A 24,571-nucleotide genomic window follows, 5' to 3' on the forward strand; every position below is an offset into this window, starting at 1 on the left:
TCACTGTCACGATGATCGGGTTGCGTGGCGGGGGTCGCGCGCCTTAGAAAAGCAGTCGGGTGGAGATATGCATCGCGGTGGCGGACTGGGCGAGGGGACCGATGACCTCGGTCCTCGGCGTGCCCGGCGGGGAAGGCACCGGCGCGAGGCGGAGGAAGCGGCCGAGGCACGACAGACGCAGGGGTCGCCGGGCTCTCCCGGATCACCCGGATCACCCGGATCACCCGGGTCGCAAGGATCACAGAACGATCCTGAGCGGATCGACTCGTCGGGCCGTATGGACGGTATGGACTACACGGACCGCGGGGCAGACCGGCTCAGGGCAGGAAGCGGGAATGGTGGCCGGGTGGGGGTGACCTACAAATACTTCGGCGCGCCGGACGGCGCGACGGCGGCCCGCGTGCCGATCTCGATGCGCCCGGAGGAACTCGGCGGCGACGAGCTCGGCATGAACGGCATGTTCACCAAGATCAAGCCGGAGACCATGGCCGCGATGGTCCTCACCGGCATCGAGGGCGTCCCTCTCCACAAGGTCCCGCCCCTGGAACTGGTCGTCCTCCACCCCGACTACGCCGTCGTGAAGCTCCCCATGACCGTCGTCGACCCCCTGCGGGGCATCGGCGAGGAGGCGGTCGGCGCGGCGGCCTTCATCTGGTCGACGGTCCCGGACCGCGGAGGCCCGCGGGACGCCTTCAACGTGTACCAGCTCCTCCACGAATGGCAGGATTTCAGCCACCGCCTGCACGAGGCGGGCCATCAGCCGTACTGCCTGGTGTGGCCCTGATCTCCGGTTCTCCGTGACACGGGCGAGGCCTTCGGGTCCCGCCCGGGAACGGCCCGCACAACGGGCATGACGGACATCGCCCGCATGACGCGCATACCGGTCGGGACCGGCGGATACTGAATTCCATGCGCGTCGATTTCGACCCGGAAGCCATGCGCGGGGACGACTTCTACAGGTTCCTCACCTCGGTCGTCATCCCTCGTCCGATCGCATGGATCTCCACCGTCACACCGGACGGCTCGACCGAGAACCTCGCCCCGCACTCCTTTTTCAGCATCGCCAGTACCGACCCGCCGGTCGTGCAGTTCACCTCGATCGGCCGCAAGGACTCCCTGCGCAATGTCGAGGACACCGGGGAGTTCGTCGTCAACTTCTCCTCCGAACCGCTGCTGCACCTGATCAACGCCACTGCCACCGACTTCCCCCGGTCGGTCAGTGAATTCGACTTCGCGGGAATCGACCGCGAACCGAGCCTGCGGGTACGACCGCCCCGAGTGGCGGCCTCCCCCGTCGTTCTCGAGTGCCGTTCGCACACCACCCTGCGGATGGGAAACTCCACCCTCGTCTTCGGACGGGTGCTCCTCGCGGCGGTGCACGCGGACCACATCGTCGAGGGCCGCCCCGGCTCCGCACATCTGCTCCCGCTCACCAAGCTCGGCGGCGACGAGTGGGGCACGCTGGGAAAGGTCCTGCACCTGAGCCGCATCCCCTACGAGGAACCGCGTCCCTAGGGCCTGGGCACAGCCGCGGTCACAACCAGCCGTTGCGCTTGAACCCCCGGTGGATGACGAAGCACGACACGGCAATCACCGTGAGGGCCAGGGGGTAGCCGAAGCGCCAGTGGAGTTCGGGCATGTGGTCGAAGTTCATGCCGTAGACGCCGCACACCATCGTCGGTACGGCGATGATCGCGGCCCAGGCCGTGATCTTGCGCATGTCCTCGTTCTGGGCGACGGAGACCTGGGCGAGGTGGGCCTGGAGGATGGAGTCGAGGAGGCCGTCGAAGGCGGCGATCTGTTCGGTGACCCGGGACAGGTGGTCGGCGACGTCACGGAAGTACGCCTGTATCTCGGGGGCGACCAGGCGCATCGGCTCGGTCGCCAGCATGTGGAGAGGGCGGCCGAGGGGGACCACCGCGCGTTTGAATTCGAGGAGTTCGCGCTTGAGCTGGTACATGCGGCCGGCGTCGGCACCCTTGGCACCGCGGGGTGAGAAGACGGACATCTCCACCTGGTCGATGTCGACCTGGACGGCGTCCGTGACGGTCAGGTAGTCGTCCACGACATGGTCGGCGATGGCGTGCAGCACCGCGGCCGGGCCCTTGGCCAGCTGCTCCGGCTCGCCCTCCAGGTCCTCGCGCAGGGGGCCGAGGGAGCCGTGCCGTCCGTGCCGTACGGTCACCACGAAGTCGGGGCCTGCGAAGACCATGATCTCGCCGGTGTTCACGACCTCGCTGGTGGCGGTCAGTTCGGCGTGTTCGACGTAGGAGACCGTCTTGAAGATGGCGAACAGGACGTCGCCGTACTGCTCGACCTTGGGGCGCTGGTGGGCGTGGACCGCGTCCTCGACGGCGAGCGGGTGCAGCCCGAACAGTTCGGCGACCCGGGCGAACTCCGTCTCGGTCGGCTCGTGCAGCCCCAGCCAGACGAAGCCCTGGCCGCCGCGTTTGCGGACCCGTGCGAGGGACTCCTCGACGCTGGGCGCGGCCTCCTGGCGGACACCGTCGCGGTAGATGACGCAGTCGACGACGGCGGAGCCGAGCGGGGAGCGGGCGGGGTGACTCAGGTCCACCCGGCGTCCGCCGCGTGCCAGACGGGCGACTTTGCGCAGGTTGCCGACCATCGACATGCGGTGCTCCTTCCCCGGATTTCCCGGAATGGACGGCCAGTGTGCCAGCAGGGGGTAAGACCGACGTCAGGGCCCGGTTCGAGCGTGCGCCCCGCGCCCGGCCCCGCGGTGTCAGGGGGGCGTCATACATCACGCCCGCGCCGTCAGGCCCGCGCCAACGCGGCGGTCCGCCGCCCTCCTGCGGCCCTTCGATGGCCGCTGGGTACGGGTGTGGACCGACATCGAGGAGTGCGCGAGCGATGGGCGAGGAAGAGCGGGGACCACGCGTGGTCGCGGGAGTGAGCGGTTCGCCGGGGAGCCTGGCGGCCCTGCGCCGGGCCGCCGCCGAGGCCCGGCGCGGCGGAGCCGAGCTGCTGGTCGTGATCGCCTGGGAGCCGCCAGGCGGTGACTTCGCCCACCGCAGTGCGCTCGGTCCACTGCCGACGGCCACGCTGCGGCTGGACGCGGGCCGGCGGCTGCTCGCCGCGCTGGACACCGCCTTCGGCGCCGCGGGGCCCGGGGTCCCGTACCGGGGTCTTGTGATACGGGGCACACCGGGGCGGGCGCTGGTCGAGACCGCGCCCCTGGCCGACGACCTGCTGGTGGTCGGCCCGGGGCGCCGGGGAAGGCTGCACCGGTGGCTGTTCCCGTCCGTCGCCCGGTACTGCCTCACGCACGCCGTCTGCCCGGTGCTGGCCCTGCCGCCCGCGCCCCTGTCTCGCGCGCTCGCCTCGGTGCACCGCCGCATCCGCCTGTGGCTGCCGCTCGACGCACGGGAGCTGACCGAGGACAGGTCCTGAGCGACCCGGGGGTGTTACGCCCCTCTTCGGGATCAGGCCCTGGCCCGGCGGCCGGTTCAGAGGCTGAGCCGGTAGGGCACCACGCAGACGACCACGTCCGTACGGGCCCGCAGCGCGGCGGCGAGGAGCAGACCGCGCTGGTTCTGCAGGATCTGATAGCGGCGGTGGAGGGGCTCCACCTCGGGGATGAGGACGGCGATCTGCCGTCCTCCCTCCTCGGCCCTGCGGACGTAGTCGACGATCGGTTCCACCAGGGAGCGCTGCGGGCTGTCGACGACGTCCAGGCGTACGCCCGGGTTCCAGCGGTCCCAACTCTCCCTGAGGGTGCGGACCTTGGCCGGGTCGGCGTGTACGGCGACGGCGACCACCTCGTGGCCGAGGGCGCGGGCGGCGGACAGCGCGTGCTGGGTGAGCCTGCTGACCTCGCCGACCGGCACGATGACGAGGGAGTCGCCGGCGCGCACGGGCGGCGGGACCTCGCCGAGTCCGAGTTCCCGGCCGACGGTCGTGTAGTAGCGCTGGATGCGGGCGAACAGCAGCATCAGCAGCGGGATGGCGACGACCACCACCCAGGCTCCTTCCAGGAACTTGGTGGTGAGCAGGACGACGCCCGCCACGGCGGTCAGTACCGCGCCGACCCCGTTGAGGGCCGCGCGCCGCAGCCAGCCGTGCGGTCGCTGCCCCGCCCAGTGCCGCACAAGACCGGTCTGACTGATGGTGAAGCCGATGAACACGCCGATCGCGAAGAGCGGGATCATGCGGTGGGTGTCGGCGTCCACGGCGATCAGGAGAACGGCCGCGAGCAGGGCGAGGGTCACCACGCCCCAGCGGTACACCGGCCGTTCCGTGCGCAGCCCGAAGAGGTGCGGCAGCCGGTGGTCCTTGGCGAGCAGGCTCATCAGGACGGGCAGACCGCCGAAGCTGGTGTTCGCGGCGAAGGCGAGGGCCAGGGTGACGACGAGATTGGTCGCGTAGTACGGCCATCCCGTCCCGTACGCGCCCGCCGTCAGCTGCGCGAGTACGGTCACGCCGCCGCGCGGGGCGACATCGTCGCGGCGGATCAGCAGGGCCATGCCGATGAGCATCAGACCGAGGAGTGCGCCGAGCATCAGCTCCGTGCGCTGGGCGCGTTTGACGCGCGGCTCGCGGAAGGAGGGCACGCCGTTGGCGATGGCCTCGACTCCGGTGAGCGCGGAGCAGCCGGAGGAGAACGCCTTGAGGAGCAGCAGGACGCTCAATGCCTCGGTGGTGTGGACGGGCTGGGCGGTGCCGACGGCCGCCACGGGATGGCCCCGCACCAGACCGAGCACGACGATGCCGAGGATGCTCACGATGAACAGCGCGGTGGGCAGCATCAGCACCCGCGCGCTCTCGGCCACACCGCGCAGGTTCACGGCCGTGAGCAGGGCGAGCCCGATCAGGCAGACCGCGAGCAGGTGCGAGCCGAGCACCGGGAACGCGGAGGCGAGGCTGGCCGCGCCCGCCGCCAGACTGACCGTCACCGTCAGCACGTAGTCCACGACGAGGCTGGCCGCCGCGAGCAGGCTGACGGTCGGTCCGAGATCCTTCTTCCCCACCGCGTACGCGCCGCCGCCGTCCGGATGCACGGCGATCACCTGTCCGTACGACACGACGAGCACCGCCAGCAGTCCGGCGATGACGAGCGTCACCGGCAACGTGGCGGACAGCGCGCCCGTCCCGGCGGCGATCAGTACGAGCACGATCGCCTCGGGGCCGTACGCCACCGAGCTCAGCGCGTCCAGGGAGAGCGCGGCGAGCCCCTCGACGCTCGTCAGGTGGTACTTCTCGCCCTCCCCGTGCCGCAGCGGAACTCTCGGCCGCAGTTCGCGGCGGGCCAGGCCGTACGCCATGGGGACCTCGCGGGGGTGGGGGTGTCTGAGGTCAGTGTGACCGGCTCGGTGCGGTGTGGCGGGGCAAGGACGCGCCAGGACCGACGCGGACCGAAGGCGCGGGACGCGCAGTCGTGTTGCCGCCGATCGGGTAGTACCCGAAGCGCGGTGCGGGCGGGGACACGCCCGCTCGCCCCTGACGAAACAGCAGGTCAGTGCAGTCTGACGTGCCATCGGCCGGTCGAACGGGCCTGAGTGGGCGTGACCTCGGGGTGCGCCAGGTGAGCGGCTCGAGTGGTGCGCGGAGCCCGGCGGACTGACGGTGGATCACGTCGGGGTCGGGTTCTCACGAGCTGACGCAGTGTCAGCTGCCTGGCTGCGACGGAAGGACTCCGAAGATGCGATCTGCCCGCATGCTCCTCGCCGCCGCGACGGCCACGGCCGCTCTCGCGATCGGCGCACCAGGCGCCCTCGCCGCCACGGCGGGTGACGGGAGCCACGATGACTCTTCCTACAGCAAGGAGCAAGACAAGGAGGGCAAGCACGGCAAGCCGAACGGGGGGATGCACACGGGTGGCGGTGCTCTTACCGCCGTGCGCGGCGAGGACTCGGGCCGGGACGACTCCGGCTCCGACCGTGGCAAGAGCGACGACTCCGGCTCCGAACACGGCAAGAAGGGCGGCTCGGACCACGGCAAGGGTGACGACTCCGGCTCCGAGCGCGGCGGGCCCCGCGGCGGCATGCACACCGGCGGCGGTGCCCTCAGCGCCGTACGCGGCGAGGACTCGGGCAGCGACGACTCCGGCTCCGACCGCGGCAAGAGCGACGACTCCGGCTCCGAACACGGCAAGAAGGGCGGCTCGGACCACGGCAAGGGTGACGACTCCGGCTCCGAGCGCCGCGGGCCCCGCGGCGGCATGCACACCGGCGGCGGTGCCCTCAGCGCCGTACGCAGTGACGACTGGAACAAGGACGACGAGAAGTTCGACCCGGAGACCTACAAGGACAAGGGCGACAAGGGCGATAAGGGCGACCAGGGCAACGACGACTCGGGTTCAGGCCGCGGCAAGGACGACTCGGGTTCGGGCCGTGGCAAGGACGACTCGGACTCGGAGCGCGACAAGCCCCGCGGCGGCATGCACACGGGTGGCGGTGCGCTCGCCATGCCGGGTACGACGGCCGGTGGGCTGGCGGTCCTGGCTCTCGCCGGTGCGGGCGTCTACGTGGTGCGCCGCAAGCGTGCGGCGGACGGCCTGTCCTGATCCATGCCTGACGACATAGCAGCCCGGGCCGCCTCCTGCGCACAGCGTGGCGGCCCGGCTGGTTGCCCCCCGTCCGCGCCGGCTCCGCCGCCGTAACCCAGTGAGTTGTCCCGTACGTGTTCCAGTGAGGTGGTGCCCGATGGCATCCCGGTTGTCCTCCCCTGTCGAGCCCCATTCCGTGACGCCGCTCCAGGGCGCGCGGCCCGGCGTGCCGTTGTACGTGTGGTGCGCCGGAATCCTGGTCCTGGCGCTGAGCCTGTTCGGCGGCCACGGCAAGCCCTCCGACCCCTCCGACCCCTCGGCCAAGCCCCATGCCGCGGCGCTGGCACCGTCGTCCTCGGCCCGGCCGCTGGGCAAGCATCTGCCGCGGTCCGAGCCGACGCGGCTGCTCATCCCGAAGATCGACGTGGACGCCCCGTTCACCGAACTGGCCGTCGACGACGAGGGCAAGCTCCAGCCTCCGACGGCCGACGACACCAACCTGGTCGGTTGGTACGCCAAGGGCGTGTCTCCCGGTGAGCCGGGCGCCGCGATCATCGCCGGTCATGTCGACACGACGACCTCCCCGGCCGTCTTCGCCGACCTCAGGGAGCTGGAGAAGGGCGACCGGTTCACCGTGAAGAGGGCCGACGGGCGCAAGGCCACCTTCGTGGTAGACAACGCCGACACGTATCCGAAGGACGACTTCCCCGACAAGCGCGTGTACGCCGACACCCGCGACGCCGAGGTCCGGCTGATCACCTGCGCCGGCGACTACGACCATTCGGCGAAGGACTACACCGAGAACCTGGTGGTCTTCGCCCACCTCGTCTGACCTCACGGCCCGTGACGTGTCAGAGGCCAGGAACTCCGTGCTCGCGCAGGGGCCCGACGCGCCAGCCGTGCGTCTCGCAGGTGTCCAGGACGCGGGGCAGGGCGGCGAGGGTGGTGCGCCAGGAGTCCGGGGCCGAGGTGCAGTCCGAGTCGTGGAGCAGGATGGTGCCGCCGCCGGACAGATCGCGGGTGACGGTGTGGTGGACGGAGTCCGGGGTGGCCCGTCTGCGCCAGTCCTCGCCCCAGGCCGTCCACAGCGTCGGGGTCAGCCCGAGGCGGCGGCAGGTGAGGTGGGCGGCGGTGTTCATCACTCCGTACGGCGGCCGGAACAGCGTAGGCGGGCGGCCGGTGACCTCGGCGACGGCGTCGCGGGCCCGGGCGAGGTCGTCGTACGTGGCGCGCGGGCCGCGCAGCAGCAGGGGGCGGTGGTGCCAGCCGTGGATGCCGATCTCGTGCCCGGCGGCGGCCATCTCCTCGGCCAGGCGGGGCGAGCGGGCCAGCATCGAGCCCAGCAGGAAGAAGGTCGCCCGGATGCCCCGGGCGTCCAGCAGCCGCAGGAAGTGCGGGGTGGAGAGGTGGTCGGGCCCGTCGTCGAAGGTGAGCGCGACGTGGTCGGGGCGGCCGCGGCCGGCGAGGCGGGGCATGGTCCGGTTGCGCAGCGGGCCGAAGGTGGAGATCACCGGCGCGGCGTGCGCGGCGGCGAGCACGGGCAGGGCGATCGCCCCGGCCCGCCGAACGGTACGGGCCGACCGGCCCGGGCCTGACCTCATCGGTCGTCGTCCTCCAGGTAGTGGGTGAGCGCACCGAAGCGGTGGCCGGGGGACTCCCCGTAGGAGTAGGCGAGCGGGGCGCCGATACCGAGGGAGAGGGTGGCGGCGACGGCGGCGACCATGAGGACCGTACGGCGCCGGGCCTGCCGTGACCTGACGGCGAACCGCGCGGCAACGGGGCGGCGCAGCGTGTCGGCCGGTACGGCGGCCAGCGCGTCGGCCGGTACGGCGGCCAGCGCGTCGGCCGGTACGGCGGTCGGGAGTCGGGACGTCTCGAAGTCGACGGCGGCCCGCGCGGCGACCGGCCGCCCAGGCCTCGCGGGCAGCCCGAGCCGTCCGCCGGTCCGGCGGCCCGGGGTCCCGGGCCGCACGGCACCAGGGCGACCCGGTATCGCCGTCCGAACTCCGGCCCGGGGTCCGGGAGTCCCGGCGCGGGCGTCGGCCGGGCGGCGCTGGGACGGAATGGTGGCGGCGGACAGCGGGCCGCGGGTCATCGCCGTGACGGCCGGTACGGGGCCGGGGGCCGTGGTGAACAGGGCCAGGCCCGCCTCGCGCTGCGCCCGGCCGCGCGGGCCGTGGAGGAGTTCGGTCAGGGCCGGCGCCAACTGGTCGGGCTCGCGGATCCAGGGAGCGAGGCCCGCCTCGTCGAGCGCGGCGGCGTTGGTCTGGCCGTGCCCGGGTATGCAGCGGTAGCTGACGACCGGGAGTCCGCCCGCGAGCGCCTCCAGCGAGGTGAGCCCGCCCGCGTTCTGGACGAGGACGTCGCACGCGTGCATCAGGCCGGGCATGTCGTCCACCCAGCCGTGCACGTGGGCGATGCCGTCCGCGCGCAGCCGTTCGGCCAGCGCGTGATTGCGTCCGCAGACGACGACCGGCAGCGCGACCCCGGTGCCGAGGATCTCCGCGGCGGCCTCCCGGACGGGCCCGACCCCCCACGAGCCCGCGACCAGCAGGGCGAGCGGTGTGTCCGGGGGAAGGCCGAAACGGGTGCGGGCGGCACGCCGTTCGTCCTCGTCGGCGGGGGTGAAGCGCGGGTCGGTCATCGGGCCGGTCACGGTGACGCCCGCCGCGCCCTGCTCGTGCGCCTGGGCGGCGGGTATCGCGTGGGCGGCGAGGTGGGCGTCGATGCCGGGCGCCACCCACAGGGAGTGGACGGAGAAGTCGGTGAGGTAGGTCAGGGCCGGTATCGCGAGCCGGCCGCGCAGCCGCAGGGCGCCGAGGACCTGACTCGCTCCGGGGTAGGTCGAGACGACCGCGCGGGTGTCGGGGGTGACGGTGGCGAGGGTGTGGCGTTCGGCGCCGCGCAGCAGGGCCCGTACGGCGGGGTTGGGGCGTCGTTCGTGCTCGGTGGCGGCGTAGATGCGCTGGTAGCCCGCGGGGGCCCAGGTCAGCAGCCGGAGGTAGGCGCCGGAGAGCAGCTTTCCGATGCGGGCGGGCAGCAGGTCGAGGAAGTCGTGGCGGTCGACGAGGAAGCCCGCCGCCGTGAGGTGGCGGGTGAGTTCGGTGGCGGCGCCGTCGTGCCCGGCCCCCATGCTCGCGGAGATGACGGTGATGCGGGTGGGACTGTCGGAGTGGGGCACAGCGGATCAGCCTCCAGAGTGGTGAGGGCATGACGGGGGACGTCACCGACTCGGCGGTGAGGTGCTGAGCACTCAGGCGTTGAACCCTCAGGCGTTGAGCGCTCCCGCACCCAGCAGCCCGAGAAGCAGCACGCCGACGACAATCCTGTAGATCACGAAGGCGTTGAAGGAGTGCTTGGCGACGAACTTCAGCAGCCAGGCGATCGACGCGTAGGCGACGACGAAGGAGACGGCGGTGCCGACGGCCAGCGGCACGGCGCCCACCCCCGCACCGACGGCGTCCTTCAACTCGTACAGACCGGCGCCGGTCAGGGCGGGGATGCCGAGGAAGAAGGAGAGCCGGGTGGCGGCGACCCGGTCCAGGTCGAGGACGAGCGCGGTGGACATCGTGGCGCCGGAGCGCGAGAAGCCCGGGAAGAGCAGGGCGAGGATCTGTGAACAGCCCACCAGCATCGCGTCCTTGAAGGTGGTGTCGTCCTCGCCGCGCTTGTGGCGCCCCATCTGGTCCGCCGCCCACATCGCGCCACTGCCGACGATCAGCGAGACGGCGACCACCCACAGGGAGCCGAGCGCCCCGTCGATGAGCGGCTTGGCGGCGAGGCCCACGATCACGATCGGGATGGTGGCGTAGATGACCCACCAGGCGAACTTGTAGTCGTGGTGCTGCCGTTGCTCACGGTCGCGCAGCCCCCGGCCCCACGCGGAGACGATCCGCACGATGTCCTTGAAGAAGTACACGAATACGGCGGCGATCGCGCCGACCTGGATGACGGCGGTGAAGCCGACCACGGCCGTGTCGTCGACCGGGATGTTCATCAGCCCCTCGGTGATCTTGAGGTGGCCGGTGGAGGAGACGGGGAGGAACTCGGTCACTCCCTCGACGACTCCGAGTATGGCGGCCTGGCCGACGCTGATAGCACTCATGGGATCCATCTCTGCGGTGAACAGGGCGAGCACGTGTCCCCCGGGGCACGGGCGCACGGCGAGACATGGCAGACTCGGACCACGGCAGCATTTACACCGCCGTAGAAGTTCAAGTTTTACAGGACTGTAGAAGATGGACGGGTGAACGACAAACCCATGGGCCGCGATTCACGCGATTCACAGGCTCGGGGCTCCAAGCGGGCCAACGGCGAGCGGGAGTCCGAGATCCTCGGCGTGCTCCAGCAGGCCGAGGCCGCGCTCACCCCGGGCGAGGTCGCCGAACGGCTCGGGGGCGAGCTGACGTACAGCAGCGTGGTCACGATCCTCACCCGGATGCACACCAAGCAGCTGCTCACCCGCACCCGGCGCGGACGGGCGTACGCCTACGCGCCCGTGACCGACGACCCCGGGTTCGCCGCCCGCCGGATGCGCACCGTGCTCGAGGAGCGCCCCGACCGCGAGGCGGTGCTCGCCCGCTTCGCCGACAGCCTGTCCGACACCGACGCGGACCTGCTGCGCCACCTGCTGGGACCCGACGCGGACCCCGACCGGTAGGACAAGGAGCCCGCCCGGATGCGTATCGCCGTCTATCTGCCGCTGCTGCTGTCCGTGATCGCGCCCCTCGGCGCCCGCCCGCTCTCCGAACGCTGCGAACCGCGCCTGGCCACCTGGCTGCTCACCGCCTCCGCGCTGATCCTGGGCGTGGCGACCACCGTCTCGCTGGGACTACTGGCGATCACCGGTCTGATAGGCGTCCCGTTCCTCGCCGGCCTCGGCCACTGGTCGGCCCGCACCGCGCAGCTCAACGACCCCGCCGAACCGCCGGTCGCGCTCCTCGCCGGCCTCCTGCTCGGCGGCGCGCTGCTGACCGCGGCGCGGATGCTGTGGCGCCGGGCCCGCTCCCTCGCCTCCGCCGTCTGGGACGCCGCGTGCATGCCCACGCCGGACGGACTCGTCATCGTCGAGGACGAGGCGCCGGACGCGTACGCGCTGCCGGGGCTGCCGGGGCGGGTCGTCGTCTCCACCGGCATGCTGCGCACCCTGGACAAGGCCGAGCACGACATCCTGCTCGCCCACGAGCGCGCCCATCTCGCCGCCCACCACTATCTGTTCGTGGCCCTGGCCGGCCTGGGCGCCGCCGCCAACCCCCTCCTGCGGCCCTTCGCCACCGCCGTCACGTACACCGTCGAACGCTGGGCCGACGAACAAGCCGCCCGCGCCACCGGCGACCGCCGCCGGGTCGCCCGCGCGGTCGGCAAGGCGGCCCTGGCCGCCCACCACGCCCCCGTCCCCCGCCTCTCCACCCTCGGCTTCCGCGGCGTCCTCGGCCGACGGGGACCGCTCGCCGGCGCGGGCCCGGTCCCCCGCCGGGTCGCCGCCCTCCTCGCCCCGCCGCTCACCCGCCGTCCGGGGCTCGCCCTCGTCACGACGGCGTGCCTGATCCTCACCATGATGTCGACCGTCGCCGCCACCCGCGACCTGCACGACCTCCTCGAGGTGGTCGGCATCGCGCACCATCACGGCCCGCATCACCTCGACCAGGACAGGTCCGAACACACCGCCCTGCCCTTCGGCTGAACCGGTCGTCGTCGAGGCATAGGCCGAGTGAAAACGGGTGACAGGGGCGGGCCATGACGAGTCGTCTGCTGATGCCGTGCCGACGTGCGGGAGGCGACCCGGTCGCCCCAGGGGCCGAACCCGTACCCGGCTCCACGCGCCCCACCGCCCGCCACGGCCAGACCCCGTGCCTCCCGGCCCGCACCCTCGCGGCGCGGAGCCGGTGCTCGGGCGATGGGCCGCGGGAGGCCGGGCCGCTCGGGCCTCGTAGCGGCGGCCGACGCCTTTGCCTCGTAGCGGCGGCCGACGCCTCTTGTCGCATCCTTGACGCCCAAGTCATCAGAGACCCGTCAAGGCATGCTGCCTCCGGCCTCCCCGGTCTCTACCGTCGGTCGTATGGAACGCCGCAACCGCCGCACCAACGCGCGCACCGCGGTCGACGCACCCGCCCCACCCTCCGCGGAAGTCGCGCGCGACCACTTCTGGGCCCAGGACGTACGCAGTTCGATCCGCTGCGCCGCCGTGCTCCTCGCCCTTCTCCTGCTCATCGACTGGGCAGTCGGCACCCTCTCCGCGCCGCGCGCCACCCTGTGGGCCGCGCTCGCCGTGCTGCTGTTTCTCGTGCTGTACCCCACCCGGGTCTCCGCGGGCGAGGGCTGGCTGGTCTCGCGCGGACTGCTGCGCTCACGGCTGGTGCGCACCGACCACCTGGTGTCGGTGCGCTGCCTGGACGGAGTCGGCCAGCGGCTCGTGCTGCGGGACACGTTCGGCGCGCGCGTCGAGATCGACCCCCGGGTCCTGGTCGCCAATCCGCCCCTGTGGCGCCGCCTCGACGAGGACGCGCGCCTGTCCGCCCGGCGCTCCACGCTCTCGTGCGGGCAGAGCGCGCTGCACCGCGTCTCGAAGCGGATCGACCGCGAGACGGCCCTGACGGTCTTCAGGGTGTCGGGGCTGGAGTGAGCGAGAGGTCGCGCGGAGGGGGACCTGCGCCCGTCCTCGCCGACATGGCTCACTGAACCAGGCCCCTCCGACGCGGCGCGGCCGTCACTCGTTGCGCAGGACCCGGGCGATGGTCTGCCGGGCCGCCGCACGCGCCGGTATCACCGCGCCCAGCGCGGACACCACCATGTCAGGCCCGGCGGACTGGATGCGCGCGGACTGGACGACGGTCACCGTGGAGCGCGACCTCCGAGGGAGGAGCAGGCCGAAGTGAGTGTCGGGCCCCCTCCCGGCCCCTCCTGCGGCTTACCCTCCGCCCGTGTTCAACGTCACGGGGATCCTCAAGCGGCTGGTGATCGGCCGGGCCATGCGCAGCGAAGAGCTGCACGAGACGCTACTGCCCAAGCGGCTCGCCCTGCCGATCTTCGCCTCGGACCCGCTGTCCTCGGTGGCGTACGCGACCCAGGAGATCCTGCTGGTCCTCACCCTGGGCGGCCTTGCCTACCTGCACTTCACCCCGTGGATCGCTGCCGCGGTCGTGGCGCTGATGACGGTCGTGGTGCTGTCGTACCGCCAGGTGGTGCACGCCTACCCGAGCGGCGGCGGCTCGTACGAGGTGGTGTCGACGAACCTCGGCCCGACCGCCGGACTGGTCGTCGCCGCCTCGCTCCTCGTCGACTACGTCATGACGGTGGCCGTCTCGGTCGCCTCCGGCGTCGACAACGTCATCTCCGCCGTCCCACGCCTCGCCGACCACCGCGTTCTGATGGCGATCGGCTTCGTGGCGGTCCTGACGGCGATGAACCTGCGGGGCGTCCGGGAGTCGGGACGCGCCTTCGCCGCACCGACGTACCTGTTCATCAGCGGTGTGCTCGTCATGGTGGTCACCGGCCTGATCCGCTACGCCCTCGGGGACGCGCCGGTCGCCGAGAGCGCCGGCTACGGCGTCACGCCGGACCCCTCGGACGCGAACCTGACGGGTCTCGCCCTGCTGATGCTGGTGCTGCGCGCGTTCTCCTCCGGCTGTACGGCGCTGACCGGGGTGGAGGCCATCTCCAACGGCGTACCGGCCTTCCGCAAGCCCAAGTCGAGGAACGCGGCCGAGACACTGACCGCGATGGGCGCCCTCGCGATCGTCATGTTCGTGGGCGTCACCGCGCTGGCGCTGATCACCAAGGTGCACATCACGGACAACGCGTGCCGGCTGACCGGACTCACCGGCGACTGCGGCTCGTACACCCAGCGCACGGTGATCGCGCAGATCGCGGCTGCGGTCTTCGGCGGCGAGCACAGCGTCGGCTTCTACGTCATCCAGGCGGCGACCGCGCTGGTCCTGATCCTGGCGGCGAACACGGCCTTCAACGGCTTTCCCCTGCTCGCGTCCATCCTGGCCCAACACCGTTATCTGCCCCACCAGTTGCACAACCGGGGCGACCGGCTCGCCTTCTCCAACGGCATCCTGGCGCTCGCGGTCGTCGCGGCGCTGCTGCTGTGGGGCTTCAAGGCGAATGTCACCAGCCTCATCCACCTCTACATCCTGGGCGTGTTCACCGCCTTCACGCTCTCCCAGCTGGGCATGGTCCGGCACTGGAACAGCGAGCTGCACACGGAACGCCACCCGGCCCTGCGGCGCCGCCACCACACGGCCCGCGTGATCAACGCACTCGGCTCGGTCGTCACCGGCCTGGTCCTGGTGATCGTGCTGGCCACCAAGTTCACGGAGGGCGCGTGGCTCGCCGTACTCGCGGCGATCGTGCTGTGGGTGATGATGCGCGGCATCCGGCGCCACTACGACGCCACCTCGGCGGAACTGGCGGTGGCCGACCCGAAGGGCGAACTCACCCTCCCCTCACGCGTGTTGGGGATCGTCCTGGTCTCCACCCTGCACAAGCCGACCCTCCGTGCCCTCGCCTACGCGCGCGCCTTCCGCCCCGACCGGCTGGAGGCCCTGACGGTCTCCGTCGACCGAGACGAGGCGGCGGCGCTGCTCAGGCGCTGGGAGGAGTACGGCATCGACGTCCCGCTGAAGATCATCGACTCGCCGTACCGCGAGGTGACCCGGCCGGTCGTGGAGTACGTCCGCTCGATCCGCCGTGAGAGCCCGCGGGACATCGTCGCCGTCTTCATCCCCGAGTACGTCGTCGGACACTGGTGGGAGAACCTTCTGCACAACCAGTCGGCGCTGTGGCTGAAGAACCGGCTCCTGTTCACCCCGGGGGTCATGGTCACGAGTGTGCCGTGGCAGCTGACGTCCTCGGCCCACGCCGACCGGCCCACGGCCAGGGCGCCGGGATCCTTCCGGCGGGGGGAACCGCAGGGGCCCGCGCCCCGGGCGGGCACCCGGCGCCGGTGACGCGCCCACGGCACACCCCCGTTCAGAAGACCCCCGTTCAGCGGAACCCGGCGAGCCTCGGTCGCGGCCCCAGCAGGATCAGCGCACCCGCGCCGAGCAGCAGACCGCACGTCCACGGGAGCAGTCCGGTGGCCTCGAAGCGGCCCGCGCGGACCGCCGCCGTGAAGTGCCGCCGGTTGATGTCCGTCACCTGGTCCAGCGCCGTCATCCAGGGCGGCTCTTCGGGGTGCGAGGCGCAGGAGGAGCCTGGGGCTTCGGGGCCGCCCGGCGCGTCGGGGGCGTCTCGATCGCGGTCCCCCGCGCCCCCTCCGAGGCTGGTGCCCACCCCCGGAGGGGGCGCTCGCCCCGCGCGGTGGCGCTCAGAGGGTCCCGGCTCGCGCCGGACTGTGCGTGGTCGCGGCTCGCGCCGCAGGACTGTGCGTGGTACCGGCCGTGACAGCCACGAGCCCCGCCATCGGCACGCCACGGACGCTCGTCCGTGTCCCCCGTGCCGCGCCCGGTCTGCGACCGCTTCACCTCACCCGCACCGGACCTTGATGGGCCCCTGATGTCGCACCGGACGACTTTGACGCGGCCTTGACGCCGTCGGCCGACCACGTGTGCGAAAAGCACGGCATTCTCGTCGTCGGGGGCGGACCGAGCGCCGGACCGGAGTGCCGGACCACGTGCCGGACCGCGGTGCCGGACCAAGGGCTGCCACCTCTGCGACCGCACCGCCGTCCCCCATTCGCCGCAATGTCCACCCGACCTGCCGTTTTCTCCCCCATTGCCCACAATCGGATCACAATGGGCATCACGCCGGGCAGCACGTCAGGAGCACCCCGATGGCCACCACCGACCACGCTCGTACCAGAGGTACGACGGGTGCGAGCCGGCTGCGTGCCTGGATGCTCCAGGGACTGTCCGACATGGGCAAGACCCCGCAGAGCCCGCACGCCGTGCCAGAGCCCGTGCACCAGGGGCAGCGCTGGTGGCGGGTGATGTGCCTGACCGGCGTCGACTACTTCTCGACACTGGGTTACCAGCCCGGCATCGCGGCCCTGGCCGCCGGACTCCTCTCGCCCGTCGCGACCATCGTGCTCGTCATCGTCACCCTGGCGGGCGCACTGCCCGTCTACCGGCGGGTGGCCGAGGAGAGCCCGCGCGGCGAGGGCTCGATCGCGATGCTGGAGCGGCTGCTGTCGTTCTGGAAGGGCAAGCTGTTCGTCCTGACCCTGCTGGGCTTCGCCGCCACCGACTTCCTGATCACCATCACCCTGTCGGCGGCCGACGCCGCCACCCACCTGGTCGAGAACCCCCATCTCACCAGCACGCTGCACGACCAGCAGATGCTGATCACGCTCATCCTGGTGGCCCTGCTCGGCGCGGTGTTCCTCAAGGGCTTCCTGGAGGCGATCGGCGTCGCCGTCGTCCTGGTGGGGATCTATCTCGCGCTCAACGTCGTGGTCGTGATCGTGGGCCTGTGGCACGTGGCGACGGCCGAGCATGTGATCGCCGACTGGACCAGCGCCCTGACCACCGAACACGGAAACGTTTTCGCGATGGTCGGGGTCGCCCTCCTGGTCTTCCCCAAACTGGCCCTCGGCCTCTCCGGCTTCGAGACCGGCGTGGCCGTCATGCCGCACGTCCAGGGCGACGCCACCGACACCGACGAGAAGCCGGCCGGCCGCATCCGGGACACCAAGAAGCTGCTGACCACCGCCGCCGTGATCATGAGTGTCTTCCTCATCTTCACCAGCTTCATCACCACGCTCCTCATCCCGGAGCAGGAGTTCAAGTCCGGGGGCCAGGCCAACGGTCGCGCCCTCGCCTATCTCGCGCACGAATACCTCGGCGGCGCCTTCGGCACGGTCTACGACGTGTCGACCATCGCCATCCTGTGGTTCGCGGGCGCCTCCGCGATGGCCGGACTGCTCAACCTCATGCCCCGCTACCTCCCCCGCTACGGCATGGCCCCGCACTGGGCACGCGCCGTCCGCCCCATGGTGATCGTCTTCATCCTGGTCGCGTTCCTGGTCACCTGGATCTTCGACGCCGACGTCGACGCGCAGGGCGGCGCCTACGCCACCGGTGTCCTCGTCCTCATCAGCTCCGCGGCGATCGCCGTGACCATCGCCGCGCGGAAGGCGGGCCAGCGCAACTGGACCATCGCCTTCGCCGTCATCTCCGCGGTCTTCCTCTACACGACCGTCGTGAATGTCATCGAACGCCCCGACGGCGTCAAGATCGGCGCCTGCTTCATCGCCGGCATCATCCTCGTCTCGCTGCTCTCGCGGCTGGCCCGCGCCTTCGAACTGCGGGTGACCAGCGTGAGCCTGGACGACATGGCGGACCGGTTCGTACGCGACATAGCCAGCCGCCGGATCCGGTTCATCGCCAACGAACCCGACAACCGCGACAAGGCCGAGTACCGCGAGAAGATCGAGCAGATCCGCGCCGACAACGACCTCCCGGCCCAGGAGGACTTCGTCTTCGTCGAGGTCACCGTCCTGGACCCCTCGGAGTTCGAGGCGGGCCTGACCGTACGCGGCGAGGTGCTCCACGGCCGCTACCGCGTCCTGACCCTGGAGTCCTCCTCGATCCCCAACGCCCTGGCCGCCCTGCTCCTGTACGTCCGCGACCGCACCGGCTGCACCCCGCACATCTACTTCGAGTGGACCGAGGGCGACCCCTTCACCAACTTCATGCGCTTCTTCCTCTTCGGCCAGGGCGAGGTCGCCCCCGTCACCCGAGAGGTCCTGCGCGAGGCCGAACCCGACCGCTCCCGCCGACCGCGCGTACACGTCGGCTAGTCACGGTGACCTCACCCCGCCCGTCCGCCCGTCAGTCCTCTTCCGTCGGGTAGTCCGCGCTCACCGTGAACCCGATGACCGCGCCTCCCCCCTCCCGCCGGAAGGCGAAAGGCGCTCCGCCGTGGCCGGTGGCCACCTCACGGACGATGGACAGACCGAGCCCGGAACCGGGCAGGCTGCGGGCGTCGGCGGCGCGGTAGAAACGGTCGAAGACCCGGACGAGATCGCCCTCGACCACGCCCGGACCCCGGTCGAGGACCTCGATCCGGACGCTGCCCGGAAGACCGCCGCCCACCCCGGCGCCGGGGCGCACCGGACCGGTGACCGCGATCTCGATCGGCGCCTTGCCCTCGCGGTCGAACTTGGCCGCGTTCTCCACCAGGTTGGAGATCGCCCGCTGAAGCGCCGTGGGACGGCCGTCGGCCGTCGTGTCACCGCCCACCCGGACGAGGATGTCCCGCCCGGTGCGGCGCCGCGAGGCGATCGCCACGTCCTCGGCGAGATCGGCCAGGTCGATCCGCTGCACGGGCTCGGTGTCGGACCGCCCGGCCGCGAGCGCCACCAGCTCGTTGACGAGGTCGGTCAGCTCACGGGACTCCTGCGCCAGGTCGGCGACCAGCTCCTCGCGGGCGTCGGGCGGCAGCTCGTCGATACGACGCAGCATGGAGATGTTCGTACGCAGCGAGGTCAGCGGCGTACGGAGTTCATGGCCCGCGTCCTGGACCAGCCGCCGCTGGTCCTCCTCGGACTGGGCGAGCCGGCCGAGCATCCGGTCGAAGGAGCGGCCGAGGCGGGCCACCTCGTCGTATCCCGCCACCGGCACCTGGATGCCGAGCCGCCCGGTGCGCGCCACGTCCTCCGCGGCCCCGGCCAGCCGCACCAGCCGCCGGGTGATGCGCCGGGCCAGCCACCAGCCGAACAGCCCCGACGCGATCACCACCGCCCCCACCAGCAGCACGGTCCGCTGCTGCAGCTCCCGCAGCAGATCCTCCGTGTCGCTGAACTGCTGGGCCACCTGCACCGCGCCCCGCCCGCCGCCGAGCGCGACGGTCGCCACCCGGTAGCGGTCGCCGGCGACGTCGACCTCCCCGTGCTCCACCCACCTGCCCGCGGTCGCGGACGCGGCCGTCCGCCGGTCGGCGGCGGTCACGGGCAGCGCGGGGTTCCCACGGTCCGATATCACCCCGCCGCGCCCGAGCACCTGCACATCCGTACGGGCGGGCCGGATGATGTCGTCCAGCGGTCCGTCGTGATCGGGGTCGGACGACGAGAAATCACCCGGGTCCAACGCCGTCTCGCGCACCTGGACCCGCAGGTCCTGCACGACCCCGGAGAAGACGGTCTGCTGGTCCACCCGCACCAGCCGGGCGGCGGCGTCGTAACTCAGGAACCCGACGAGGACGGTGACCACGGCGGCCACGGCGGCGAAGGACAGGGTGAAGGTGGCCCGCAGGGAGGACACCCGCCGGGGCCGCAGCCCCGTGAGCCATCGGGGGGGCACTCAGTCCTCCCTCAGCACATACCCCACGCCCCGGACGGTGTGGATCAGCGCCGGTGCCCCCGGCTCGTCGAGCTTGCGCCGCAGATATCCCACGTACACGGCGAGGTTCTTGGAACCGGGACCGAAGTCGTAGCCCCAGATGCGGTCGTAGATCGTGGCGTGGTCGAGGACGATGCCCGCGTTGCGGACGAGCAGTTCGAGCAGCTCGAACTCGGTGCGGGTGAGCTCCAGCTCGCGCTGTCCGCGCCAGGCGCGGCGCGCCTGGATGTCCATGCGCAGCCCGGCCGCGGAGATCTGGCCCGACGCCTCCTTCGACGCGGACACCGACGGCGACGGCACCGGTACGCCGGCGGGGGTGCCGTTCACCGGACCGGTCCGGCGGAGCAGGGCCCGCAGCCGGGCGAAGACCTCCTCCACGTCGAACGGCTTGACCACGTAGTCGTCGGCCCCGGCGTCCAGGCCCGCGATGCGGTCGGCCGTCTCGACCAGTGCGGTGAGCATCAGGATCGGCGTACGGTCCCCCTCCGCGCGCAGCACGCGGCACACCTGGAGCCCGTCGATTCCGGGCATCATCACGTCCAGGACGAGGACGTCCGGTGGCGTGCGGTGGGCCTGGGCCAGCGCCTCTACGCCGTCGGCGACGGCCGTCACCGCGTAGCCCTCCAGCGTCAGTGCCCTTTCCAGGGCATGGCGGATGGCACGGTCGTCCTCGGCGAGCAGCACATTCTGGGGCACCCCACCAGTCTGCCAAGCCGTCGGCCGGGGACCACCTGGTGGGCGGGGGTGAGGGTGGGCTTCTTACCCGCCTCTCACCCCTCCTCCCGCGAGCCCCTTACCTCGCGCGGTCAGTCTGTCCCGTATGTCAGGACGGGCGGACCCCCGAATCCCCCGGCAGGGGTCGGCCCGTGCGGAGGGGGTGGGCCGGAAGCGCAGGACGGTGGCGGCCCACCCTCTCTTCCCACCTTCACGGCCGCTCTCCCGGCTCGCCCTACGGCCGCAGCGCGGCGAGCTGCTGCTCGAAGGGGATGACGGTGAACCCGTGGGCGGAGGCGAGAGCCCCGTCGAGCGAGCGCGGCGCGATGGCGGCGGCGGTGTCGGTGTCCACGGCCACCGACGCGACCGCCATGTCCGCCACATCCGCCATGTCCGCCACATCCGCCGTGTCCGCCACATCGACCCTTAGGACAGCCCCGGCCCCGGCCCTGGAGCCCAGGCCTTCCATGAGCCTCCCCAGTTCGCCCGCCGCGCGGTCGATCCGCTCGGCCAGGCCTTCCGCACCCCAGTCCTCCGAGGCCGCGTAGACCCCGGTCGGTACGACCACGGCGCGCAGGTAGGCGAAGAGGGGGCGCAGGGCGTGTTCGAGGACGAGGGAGTGGCGGGCGGAGCCGCCGGTCGCGGCGATCAGGACCGGCTTGCCGGTGAGCGAGTCCTGGTCCAGTACGTCGAAGAAGGACTTGAACAGGCCGCTGTAGGAGGCGGAGAACACGGGTGTGACCACGATCAGCCCGTCCGCCTCCGTCACCGCCTCCAGGGCCGCGGACAGGGCCCGCCCGGGAAAGCCGCTGGTGAAGTTGTGGGCGATCTCCACGGCCAGGTCGCGCAGTTCGACGACCTGGACGTCGAGGGACGCGTACCGGCCGGTGGCGGCGGCCAGCCGGTCGGCCAGCAGCCGGGTCGACGAGGGGACGCTCAGCCCCGCCGAGACGACGACGAGCTTCATACGACGCTCACTTCCTGAGCCTTGAGCAGGGACTGGTGGGTCGGCGCGTCCGGCACATCCGCCGGGCGCCCCTTGGCGAACTCCTCGCGCAGCACCGGGACGACCTCCTCGCCGAGCAGGTCGAGCTGTTCGAGGACCGTCTTCAGCGGCAGCCCGGCGTGGTCCACCAGGAACAGCTGGCGCTGGTAGTCACCGGCGTAGTCGCGGAAGGCCAGGGTCTTCTCGATGACCTCCTGCGGGGAGCCGACGGTCAGCGGGGTCTGGTCGGTGAACTCCTCCAGGGAGGGCCCGTGCCCGTAGACCGGCGCGTTGTCGAAGTACGGCCGGAACTCGCGCACGGCGTCCTGGGAGTTCTTCCGCATGAACACCTGTCCGCCGAGACCGACGATCGCCTGCTCGGGCGTGCCGTGCCCGTAGTGCGCGTACCGCTCCCGGTACAGCTCGACCATCTGCCGGGTGTGGTCGGCCGGCCAGAAGATGTTGTTGTGGAAGAAGCCGTCGCCGTAGTACGCGGCCTGCTCGGCTATCTCCGGCGACCGGATCGAGCCGTGCCACACGAACGGGGGCACCCCGTCCAGCGGACGCGGCGTCGAGGTGAACGACTGCAGCGGCGTGCGGAACTTGCCTTCCCATGTCACCACGTCCTCGCGCCACAGGCGGCGCAGCAGCGCGTAGTTCTCCACGGCCAGGTTGATGCCCTGGCGGATGTCCTGCCCGAACCAGGGATACACGGGCCCGGTGTTCCCGCGCCCCATCATCAGATCCACCCGCCCGTCGGCCAGGTGCTGCAGCATCGCGAAGTCCTCCGCGATCTTCACCGGGTCGTTGGTGGTGATCAGCGTGGTCGACGTCGACAGGATCAGCCGCTCGGTCCGCGCCGCGACATAGCCGAGCATCGTGGTCGGCGACGACGGGACGAACGGCGGGTTGTGGTGCTCACCCGTCGCGAACACATCCAGGCCCACCTCCTCCGCCTTCTGCGCGATGGCGACCATGGCCTTGATCCGCTCGGCCTCGGTCGGCGTACGGCCGGTCGTCGGGTCCGCCGTGACATCGCCGACGCTGAAGATTCCGAACTGCATGGTCGCTCACCCTCCAGGTTGTTTACAATTCAACTATACCCTCGAACGATCCACCCTCCGTCGCTATTCCGCGCACCACCCACCCCCCGGCTCCTCGCCCCTGCCCCTGCCCCTGCCCCTGCCCCGACTGTCAGTGCCCCGCCCTACGATCCCGTCATGGCCGCACCACGCCGTGACACCCGAGGCATCGTCGACGCCGCGGAGCTCTTCGCGCGCGTCCGCTTCCGCCGCCGCGAACCGGCCGAGCCGCTCCGCCCTTACCTCGAGCACTACTGGCTGATCGACTGGGACCTGCCCGAGCCGTACGCCTCCCACGTGGTCCCGCACCCGTCCGTGAACGTCGTCTTCCAGAGGTACGCGGGTCAGGACTCCGTCGAATTCGGCGAGGTGGCCGGCATCGGCCTCGACCTGTTCACGCAGAAGCTGGAGGGCCGGGGGCGGGTGTGCGGGATCCAGTTCCGCCCGGGGGGCTTCCGCCCCTTCGCGCCGGGACGGGCCCTGACGTCACTCACAGGCGAGCGCATCCCGCTCCGCACGGTGTTTCCCGCGGTGGACGCCGCCACGGTCCCCTCCGTCCTCGACCCCGCCGACGAGGACGCGCGCGTGGCCGCGCTCGACGCGTTCCTCCTGGACCTCGGTCCGCGCCCGGATCCCCAGGCCGACCTCGCCATGGCCCTGGTGGACCGCATCCGGGGCGACCGCGCCATCCGGCACGTCGGCGACTTCGCACGCGCCGAGGGGATGACCGTACGGACCCTGCAACGGCTCTTCGCCGCGTACGTCGGCGTCGGCCCGAAGTGGATCATCCTGCGCTACCGGATCCACGAGGCCCTGTCCCGCGCGGAGGCCTCCGGCCCGGTCGACTGGGCCGCCCTCGCCGCCGACCTCGGCTACGCCGATCAGGCCCACCTCGTCCGCGACTTCACAGCGACGGTAGGAGTACCCCCCACCACCTACGCACCCACCACCCACTGACCCGACTCCGATCGCGGGGGGCCGGGGCGCAGCCCCGCCCCCCAGGGGCGCGGGGACGTACAGCAGCGCGAGATCTTCACCCGGATGCCCACCTCCCGCCCCGGGCACGGACGACAGCTCGGCATCACCCCGACAGCGTTGAGCCGAACGGGTGACGGGCGGAAGCACCCAGGACTTCGAGATCACCCCGTGGCCCCTTCGGGCACCCCGCGGACTCAGGGGATCAGGACCAGCCGCCCCCGCAGGCCGCCCTCGGCCAGCCGCACGTGCGCCCTCCCCGCCTCCTCCAGCCCGTACGTGTCGGCGCCCCGGGTCGTGAGCACCCCCTCGTCGACGAGCGCCGCCAGCTCCGCGAGGCGCGCCCCGTCGGCGCTCACCTCCACCGCGTCCGTCCGCCCCCCGTACGGACGCCGGATGCGCCCCCCGGGATGACGCCCACGAACACCCCGCCGTCCCGCACCCACTCCAACCCGCGCCGAGAATCGCCGCGTCCAGCACCCCGTCCACGCCCTCCACGCCGCCCGGCGCGAAGTGGGCCGCCCCCAGCGACCGTACGAGCTCCTCGTCGCCCTCGCGGGCCGCCCCCGTCACCACGAGACCCCGGTGGGCGGCGAGTTGGACGGCGTACCCGCCGACCGCCCCCGCCGCACCCGTCACCGCCAGGCTCTGCCCGGACGCCCGTGCGAGAGTGACGGCATGCTGATCGTCCGCTCCGTCGCCCTCTTCGTCATCGCCGCGCTCTTCGAGATCGGCGGCGCCTGGCTGGTCTGGCAGGGCGTGCGCGAGCACCGCGGCTGGCTCTGGATCGGCGCGGGCGTCATGGCGCTCGGCGTCTACGGCTTCGTGGCGACACTCCAGCCGGACGCCGAGTTCGGCCGCGTCCTCGCCGCGTACGGCGGAGTGTTCGTGGCCGGCTCCCTCCTCTGGGGCATGGTCGCGGACGGCTACCGGCCCGACCACTGGGACGTGACCGGCGCCCTCATCTGCCTCGCCGGAATGGCCGTGATCATGTACGCGCCGCGCGGCGGCAACTGAGCCCGCG

The 24,571-nt window shown here is 71.9% G+C and carries 24 protein-coding genes; 12 read left to right on the plus strand and 12 right to left on the minus strand.

Annotated features, from left to right (window positions below; genetic code table 11):
• Positions 1-346: 346 nt before the first annotated feature.
• Both ACIRA5_RS14040 and ACIRA5_RS14045 read left to right on the plus strand, forming a co-directional pair.
• Positions 347-784: a hypothetical protein gene (locus ACIRA5_RS14040; protein ID WP_003974483.1), complete on the plus strand. Its 438-nt coding sequence runs from the start codon at positions 347-349 to the stop codon at positions 782-784.
• 125 nt (positions 785-909) lie between these two features.
• Positions 910-1,515 (plus strand): flavin reductase family protein, encoded by a 606-nt coding sequence (locus tag ACIRA5_RS14045; RefSeq protein ID WP_403690621.1) that lies wholly within the window; start codon positions 910-912, stop codon positions 1,513-1,515.
• 19 nt (positions 1,516-1,534) lie between these two features.
• Here the strand turns inward: ACIRA5_RS14045 and ACIRA5_RS14050 are convergent, their stop codons facing one another.
• A complete protein-coding gene (locus tag ACIRA5_RS14050; RefSeq protein WP_403690624.1) occupies positions 1,535-2,632 on the minus strand; it encodes a magnesium and cobalt transport protein CorA in 1,098 nt (365 codons plus the stop codon).
• A 239-nt stretch (positions 2,633-2,871) separates the two neighbouring features.
• On the opposite strand from ACIRA5_RS14050, the gene ACIRA5_RS14055 reads away from it, so the two are divergent.
• Positions 2,872-3,411, plus strand: coding sequence for a universal stress protein (locus tag ACIRA5_RS14055; RefSeq protein ID WP_403690626.1), 540 nt, complete (start codon positions 2,872-2,874; stop codon positions 3,409-3,411).
• 56 nt (positions 3,412-3,467) lie between these two features.
• Here the strand turns inward: ACIRA5_RS14055 and ACIRA5_RS14060 are convergent, their stop codons facing one another.
• A complete protein-coding gene (locus tag ACIRA5_RS14060) occupies positions 3,468-5,282 on the minus strand; it encodes an APC family permease (RefSeq protein ID WP_403690629.1) in 1,815 nt (604 codons plus the stop codon).
• 377 nt (positions 5,283-5,659) lie between these two features.
• Between ACIRA5_RS14060 and ACIRA5_RS14065 the strand changes: the two genes are divergently transcribed.
• Together ACIRA5_RS14065 and ACIRA5_RS14070 are read left to right on the plus strand one after the other, a co-directional pair.
• Positions 5,660-6,523: a hypothetical protein gene (locus tag ACIRA5_RS14065; protein WP_403690631.1), complete on the plus strand. Its 864-nt coding sequence runs from the start codon at positions 5,660-5,662 to the stop codon at positions 6,521-6,523.
• Between the two features lie 139 nt (positions 6,524-6,662).
• A complete protein-coding gene (locus ACIRA5_RS14070) occupies positions 6,663-7,337 on the plus strand; it encodes a class F sortase (RefSeq protein WP_403690633.1) in 675 nt (224 codons plus the stop codon).
• Positions 7,338-7,356: 19 nt separating this feature from the next.
• Here ACIRA5_RS14070 and ACIRA5_RS14075 read toward each other — a convergent pair whose 3' ends face one another.
• The 3 genes from ACIRA5_RS14075 to ACIRA5_RS14085 all read right to left on the minus strand — a co-directional run bounded on the left by ACIRA5_RS14075 (position 7,357) and on the right by ACIRA5_RS14085 (position 10,610).
• The gene (locus tag ACIRA5_RS14075; RefSeq protein WP_403690636.1) at positions 7,357-8,106 is read right to left on the minus strand and encodes a polysaccharide deacetylase family protein; all 750 of its coding nucleotides are present in this window, start codon (positions 8,104-8,106) and stop codon (positions 7,357-7,359) included.
• Positions 8,103-9,686 (minus strand): glycosyltransferase, encoded by a 1,584-nt coding sequence (locus tag ACIRA5_RS14080; RefSeq protein WP_403690637.1) that lies wholly within the window; start codon positions 9,684-9,686, stop codon positions 8,103-8,105. The genes ACIRA5_RS14075 and ACIRA5_RS14080 overlap by 4 nt, the downstream gene beginning before the upstream one ends.
• A gap of 87 nt (positions 9,687-9,773) precedes the next feature.
• A complete protein-coding gene (locus tag ACIRA5_RS14085) occupies positions 9,774-10,610 on the minus strand; it encodes an undecaprenyl-diphosphate phosphatase (protein ID WP_403690639.1) in 837 nt (278 codons plus the stop codon).
• A 141-nt stretch (positions 10,611-10,751) separates the two neighbouring features.
• On the opposite strand from ACIRA5_RS14085, the gene ACIRA5_RS14090 reads away from it, so the two are divergent.
• The 3 genes from ACIRA5_RS14090 to ACIRA5_RS14100 all read left to right on the plus strand — a co-directional run bounded on the left by ACIRA5_RS14090 (position 10,752) and on the right by ACIRA5_RS14100 (position 13,127).
• The gene (locus ACIRA5_RS14090) at positions 10,752-11,165 is read left to right on the plus strand and encodes a BlaI/MecI/CopY family transcriptional regulator (protein WP_308314069.1); all 414 of its coding nucleotides are present in this window, start codon (positions 10,752-10,754) and stop codon (positions 11,163-11,165) included.
• An 18-nt stretch (positions 11,166-11,183) separates the two neighbouring features.
• Positions 11,184-12,188 (plus strand): M56 family metallopeptidase, encoded by a 1,005-nt coding sequence (locus tag ACIRA5_RS14095; protein ID WP_403690640.1) that lies wholly within the window; start codon positions 11,184-11,186, stop codon positions 12,186-12,188.
• 375 nt (positions 12,189-12,563) lie between these two features.
• Positions 12,564-13,127 (plus strand): hypothetical protein, encoded by a 564-nt coding sequence (locus ACIRA5_RS14100; RefSeq protein WP_403690642.1) that lies wholly within the window; start codon positions 12,564-12,566, stop codon positions 13,125-13,127.
• 84 nt (positions 13,128-13,211) lie between these two features.
• Here ACIRA5_RS14100 and ACIRA5_RS14105 read toward each other — a convergent pair whose 3' ends face one another.
• Positions 13,212-13,340 (minus strand): hypothetical protein, encoded by a 129-nt coding sequence (locus ACIRA5_RS14105; RefSeq protein ID WP_403690644.1) that lies wholly within the window; start codon positions 13,338-13,340, stop codon positions 13,212-13,214.
• Positions 13,341-13,473: 133 nt separating this feature from the next.
• Between ACIRA5_RS14105 and ACIRA5_RS14110 the strand changes: the two genes are divergently transcribed.
• On the plus strand, positions 13,474-15,459 hold the full coding sequence (locus ACIRA5_RS14110; RefSeq protein WP_403690719.1) for an APC family permease: 1,986 nt from the start codon (positions 13,474-13,476) through the stop codon (positions 15,457-15,459).
• 37 nt (positions 15,460-15,496) lie between these two features.
• On the opposite strand, the gene ACIRA5_RS14115 is transcribed toward ACIRA5_RS14110, so the two are convergent.
• Positions 15,497-15,667: a hypothetical protein gene (locus ACIRA5_RS14115; protein ID WP_403690647.1), complete on the minus strand. Its 171-nt coding sequence runs from the start codon at positions 15,665-15,667 to the stop codon at positions 15,497-15,499.
• A gap of 616 nt (positions 15,668-16,283) precedes the next feature.
• On the opposite strand from ACIRA5_RS14115, the gene ACIRA5_RS14120 reads away from it, so the two are divergent.
• Positions 16,284-18,251 (plus strand): amino acid transporter, encoded by a 1,968-nt coding sequence (locus tag ACIRA5_RS14120; protein ID WP_403690650.1) that lies wholly within the window; start codon positions 16,284-16,286, stop codon positions 18,249-18,251.
• Between the two features lie 31 nt (positions 18,252-18,282).
• On the opposite strand, the gene ACIRA5_RS14125 is transcribed toward ACIRA5_RS14120, so the two are convergent.
• The 4 genes from ACIRA5_RS14125 to ACIRA5_RS14140 form a co-directional block, all read right to left on the minus strand.
• Positions 18,283-19,752 carry an ATP-binding protein gene (locus ACIRA5_RS14125; protein WP_403690652.1) on the minus strand — a complete coding sequence of 490 codons (1,470 nt, stop codon included), beginning with the start codon at positions 19,750-19,752 and terminating at the stop codon, positions 18,283-18,285.
• Positions 19,753-20,487 carry a response regulator transcription factor gene (locus tag ACIRA5_RS14130; RefSeq protein ID WP_403690655.1) on the minus strand — a complete coding sequence of 245 codons (735 nt, stop codon included), beginning with the start codon at positions 20,485-20,487 and terminating at the stop codon, positions 19,753-19,755. It abuts the gene before it with no gap.
• A gap of 253 nt (positions 20,488-20,740) precedes the next feature.
• Positions 20,741-21,472, minus strand: coding sequence for an FMN reductase (locus ACIRA5_RS14135; RefSeq protein ID WP_403690658.1), 732 nt, complete (start codon positions 21,470-21,472; stop codon positions 20,741-20,743).
• Positions 21,469-22,554, minus strand: a complete 1,086-nt coding sequence (locus ACIRA5_RS14140; RefSeq protein WP_403690660.1) for an LLM class flavin-dependent oxidoreductase — start codon at positions 22,552-22,554, stop codon at positions 21,469-21,471. The genes ACIRA5_RS14135 and ACIRA5_RS14140 overlap by 4 nt, the downstream gene beginning before the upstream one ends.
• A gap of 156 nt (positions 22,555-22,710) precedes the next feature.
• On the opposite strand from ACIRA5_RS14140, the gene ACIRA5_RS14145 reads away from it, so the two are divergent.
• Positions 22,711-23,529 carry a DUF6597 domain-containing transcriptional factor gene (locus tag ACIRA5_RS14145; RefSeq protein ID WP_403690662.1) on the plus strand — a complete coding sequence of 273 codons (819 nt, stop codon included), beginning with the start codon at positions 22,711-22,713 and terminating at the stop codon, positions 23,527-23,529.
• A 215-nt stretch (positions 23,530-23,744) separates the two neighbouring features.
• Here the strand turns inward: ACIRA5_RS14145 and ACIRA5_RS14150 are convergent, their stop codons facing one another.
• Positions 23,745-23,906, minus strand: coding sequence for a zinc-binding dehydrogenase (locus tag ACIRA5_RS14150; protein ID WP_403690664.1), 162 nt, complete (start codon positions 23,904-23,906; stop codon positions 23,745-23,747).
• Between the two features lie 319 nt (positions 23,907-24,225).
• Here ACIRA5_RS14150 and ACIRA5_RS14155 point away from each other — a divergent pair, with 319 nt between their 5' ends.
• The gene (locus ACIRA5_RS14155) at positions 24,226-24,564 is read left to right on the plus strand and encodes a YnfA family protein (RefSeq protein WP_403690720.1); all 339 of its coding nucleotides are present in this window, start codon (positions 24,226-24,228) and stop codon (positions 24,562-24,564) included.
• The last annotated feature ends 7 nt before the right edge of the window (positions 24,565-24,571 follow it).

Origin of the sequence: Streptomyces sp. NPDC096311 (assembly GCF_044763085.1) — a bacterium.
Taxonomy (GTDB): Bacteria; Actinomycetota; Actinomycetes; order Streptomycetales; family Streptomycetaceae; genus Streptomyces.

Excerpts from the sequence above, each read along its gene's own strand:
- ACIRA5_RS14085 (WP_403690639.1), bottom strand. The coding sequence starts at position 10,610 with ATGAGTGCTATCAGCGTCGGCCAGGCCGCCATACTCGGAGTCGTCGAG.
- ACIRA5_RS14155 (WP_403690720.1), top strand. The coding sequence starts at position 24,226 with ATGCTGATCGTCCGCTCCGTCGCCCTCTTCGTCATCGCCGCGCTCTTC.
- ACIRA5_RS14070 (WP_403690633.1), top strand. The coding sequence starts at position 6,663 with ATGGCATCCCGGTTGTCCTCCCCTGTCGAGCCCCATTCCGTGACGCCG.
- ACIRA5_RS14140 (WP_403690660.1), bottom strand. The coding sequence starts at position 22,554 with ATGCAGTTCGGAATCTTCAGCGTCGGCGATGTCACGGCGGACCCGACG.
- ACIRA5_RS14110 (WP_403690719.1), top strand. The coding sequence starts at position 13,474 with ATGCGCAGCGAAGAGCTGCACGAGACGCTACTGCCCAAGCGGCTCGCC.
- ACIRA5_RS14050 (WP_403690624.1), bottom strand. The coding sequence starts at position 2,632 with ATGTCGATGGTCGGCAACCTGCGCAAAGTCGCCCGTCTGGCACGCGGC.
- ACIRA5_RS14095 (WP_403690640.1), top strand. The coding sequence starts at position 11,184 with ATGCGTATCGCCGTCTATCTGCCGCTGCTGCTGTCCGTGATCGCGCCC.
- ACIRA5_RS14075 (WP_403690636.1), bottom strand. The coding sequence starts at position 8,106 with ATGAGGTCAGGCCCGGGCCGGTCGGCCCGTACCGTTCGGCGGGCCGGG.
- ACIRA5_RS14120 (WP_403690650.1), top strand. The coding sequence starts at position 16,284 with ATGGCCACCACCGACCACGCTCGTACCAGAGGTACGACGGGTGCGAGC.
- ACIRA5_RS14100 (WP_403690642.1), top strand. The coding sequence starts at position 12,564 with ATGGAACGCCGCAACCGCCGCACCAACGCGCGCACCGCGGTCGACGCA.
- ACIRA5_RS14135 (WP_403690658.1), bottom strand. The coding sequence starts at position 21,472 with ATGAAGCTCGTCGTCGTCTCGGCGGGGCTGAGCGTCCCCTCGTCGACC.
- ACIRA5_RS14055 (WP_403690626.1), top strand. The coding sequence starts at position 2,872 with ATGGGCGAGGAAGAGCGGGGACCACGCGTGGTCGCGGGAGTGAGCGGT.
- ACIRA5_RS14115 (WP_403690647.1), bottom strand. The coding sequence starts at position 15,667 with ATGACGGCGCTGGACCAGGTGACGGACATCAACCGGCGGCACTTCACG.
- ACIRA5_RS14065 (WP_403690631.1), top strand. The coding sequence starts at position 5,660 with ATGCGATCTGCCCGCATGCTCCTCGCCGCCGCGACGGCCACGGCCGCT.
- ACIRA5_RS14060 (WP_403690629.1), bottom strand. The coding sequence starts at position 5,282 with ATGGCGTACGGCCTGGCCCGCCGCGAACTGCGGCCGAGAGTTCCGCTG.
- ACIRA5_RS14145 (WP_403690662.1), top strand. The coding sequence starts at position 22,711 with ATGGCCGCACCACGCCGTGACACCCGAGGCATCGTCGACGCCGCGGAG.
- ACIRA5_RS14045 (WP_403690621.1), top strand. The coding sequence starts at position 910 with ATGCGCGTCGATTTCGACCCGGAAGCCATGCGCGGGGACGACTTCTAC.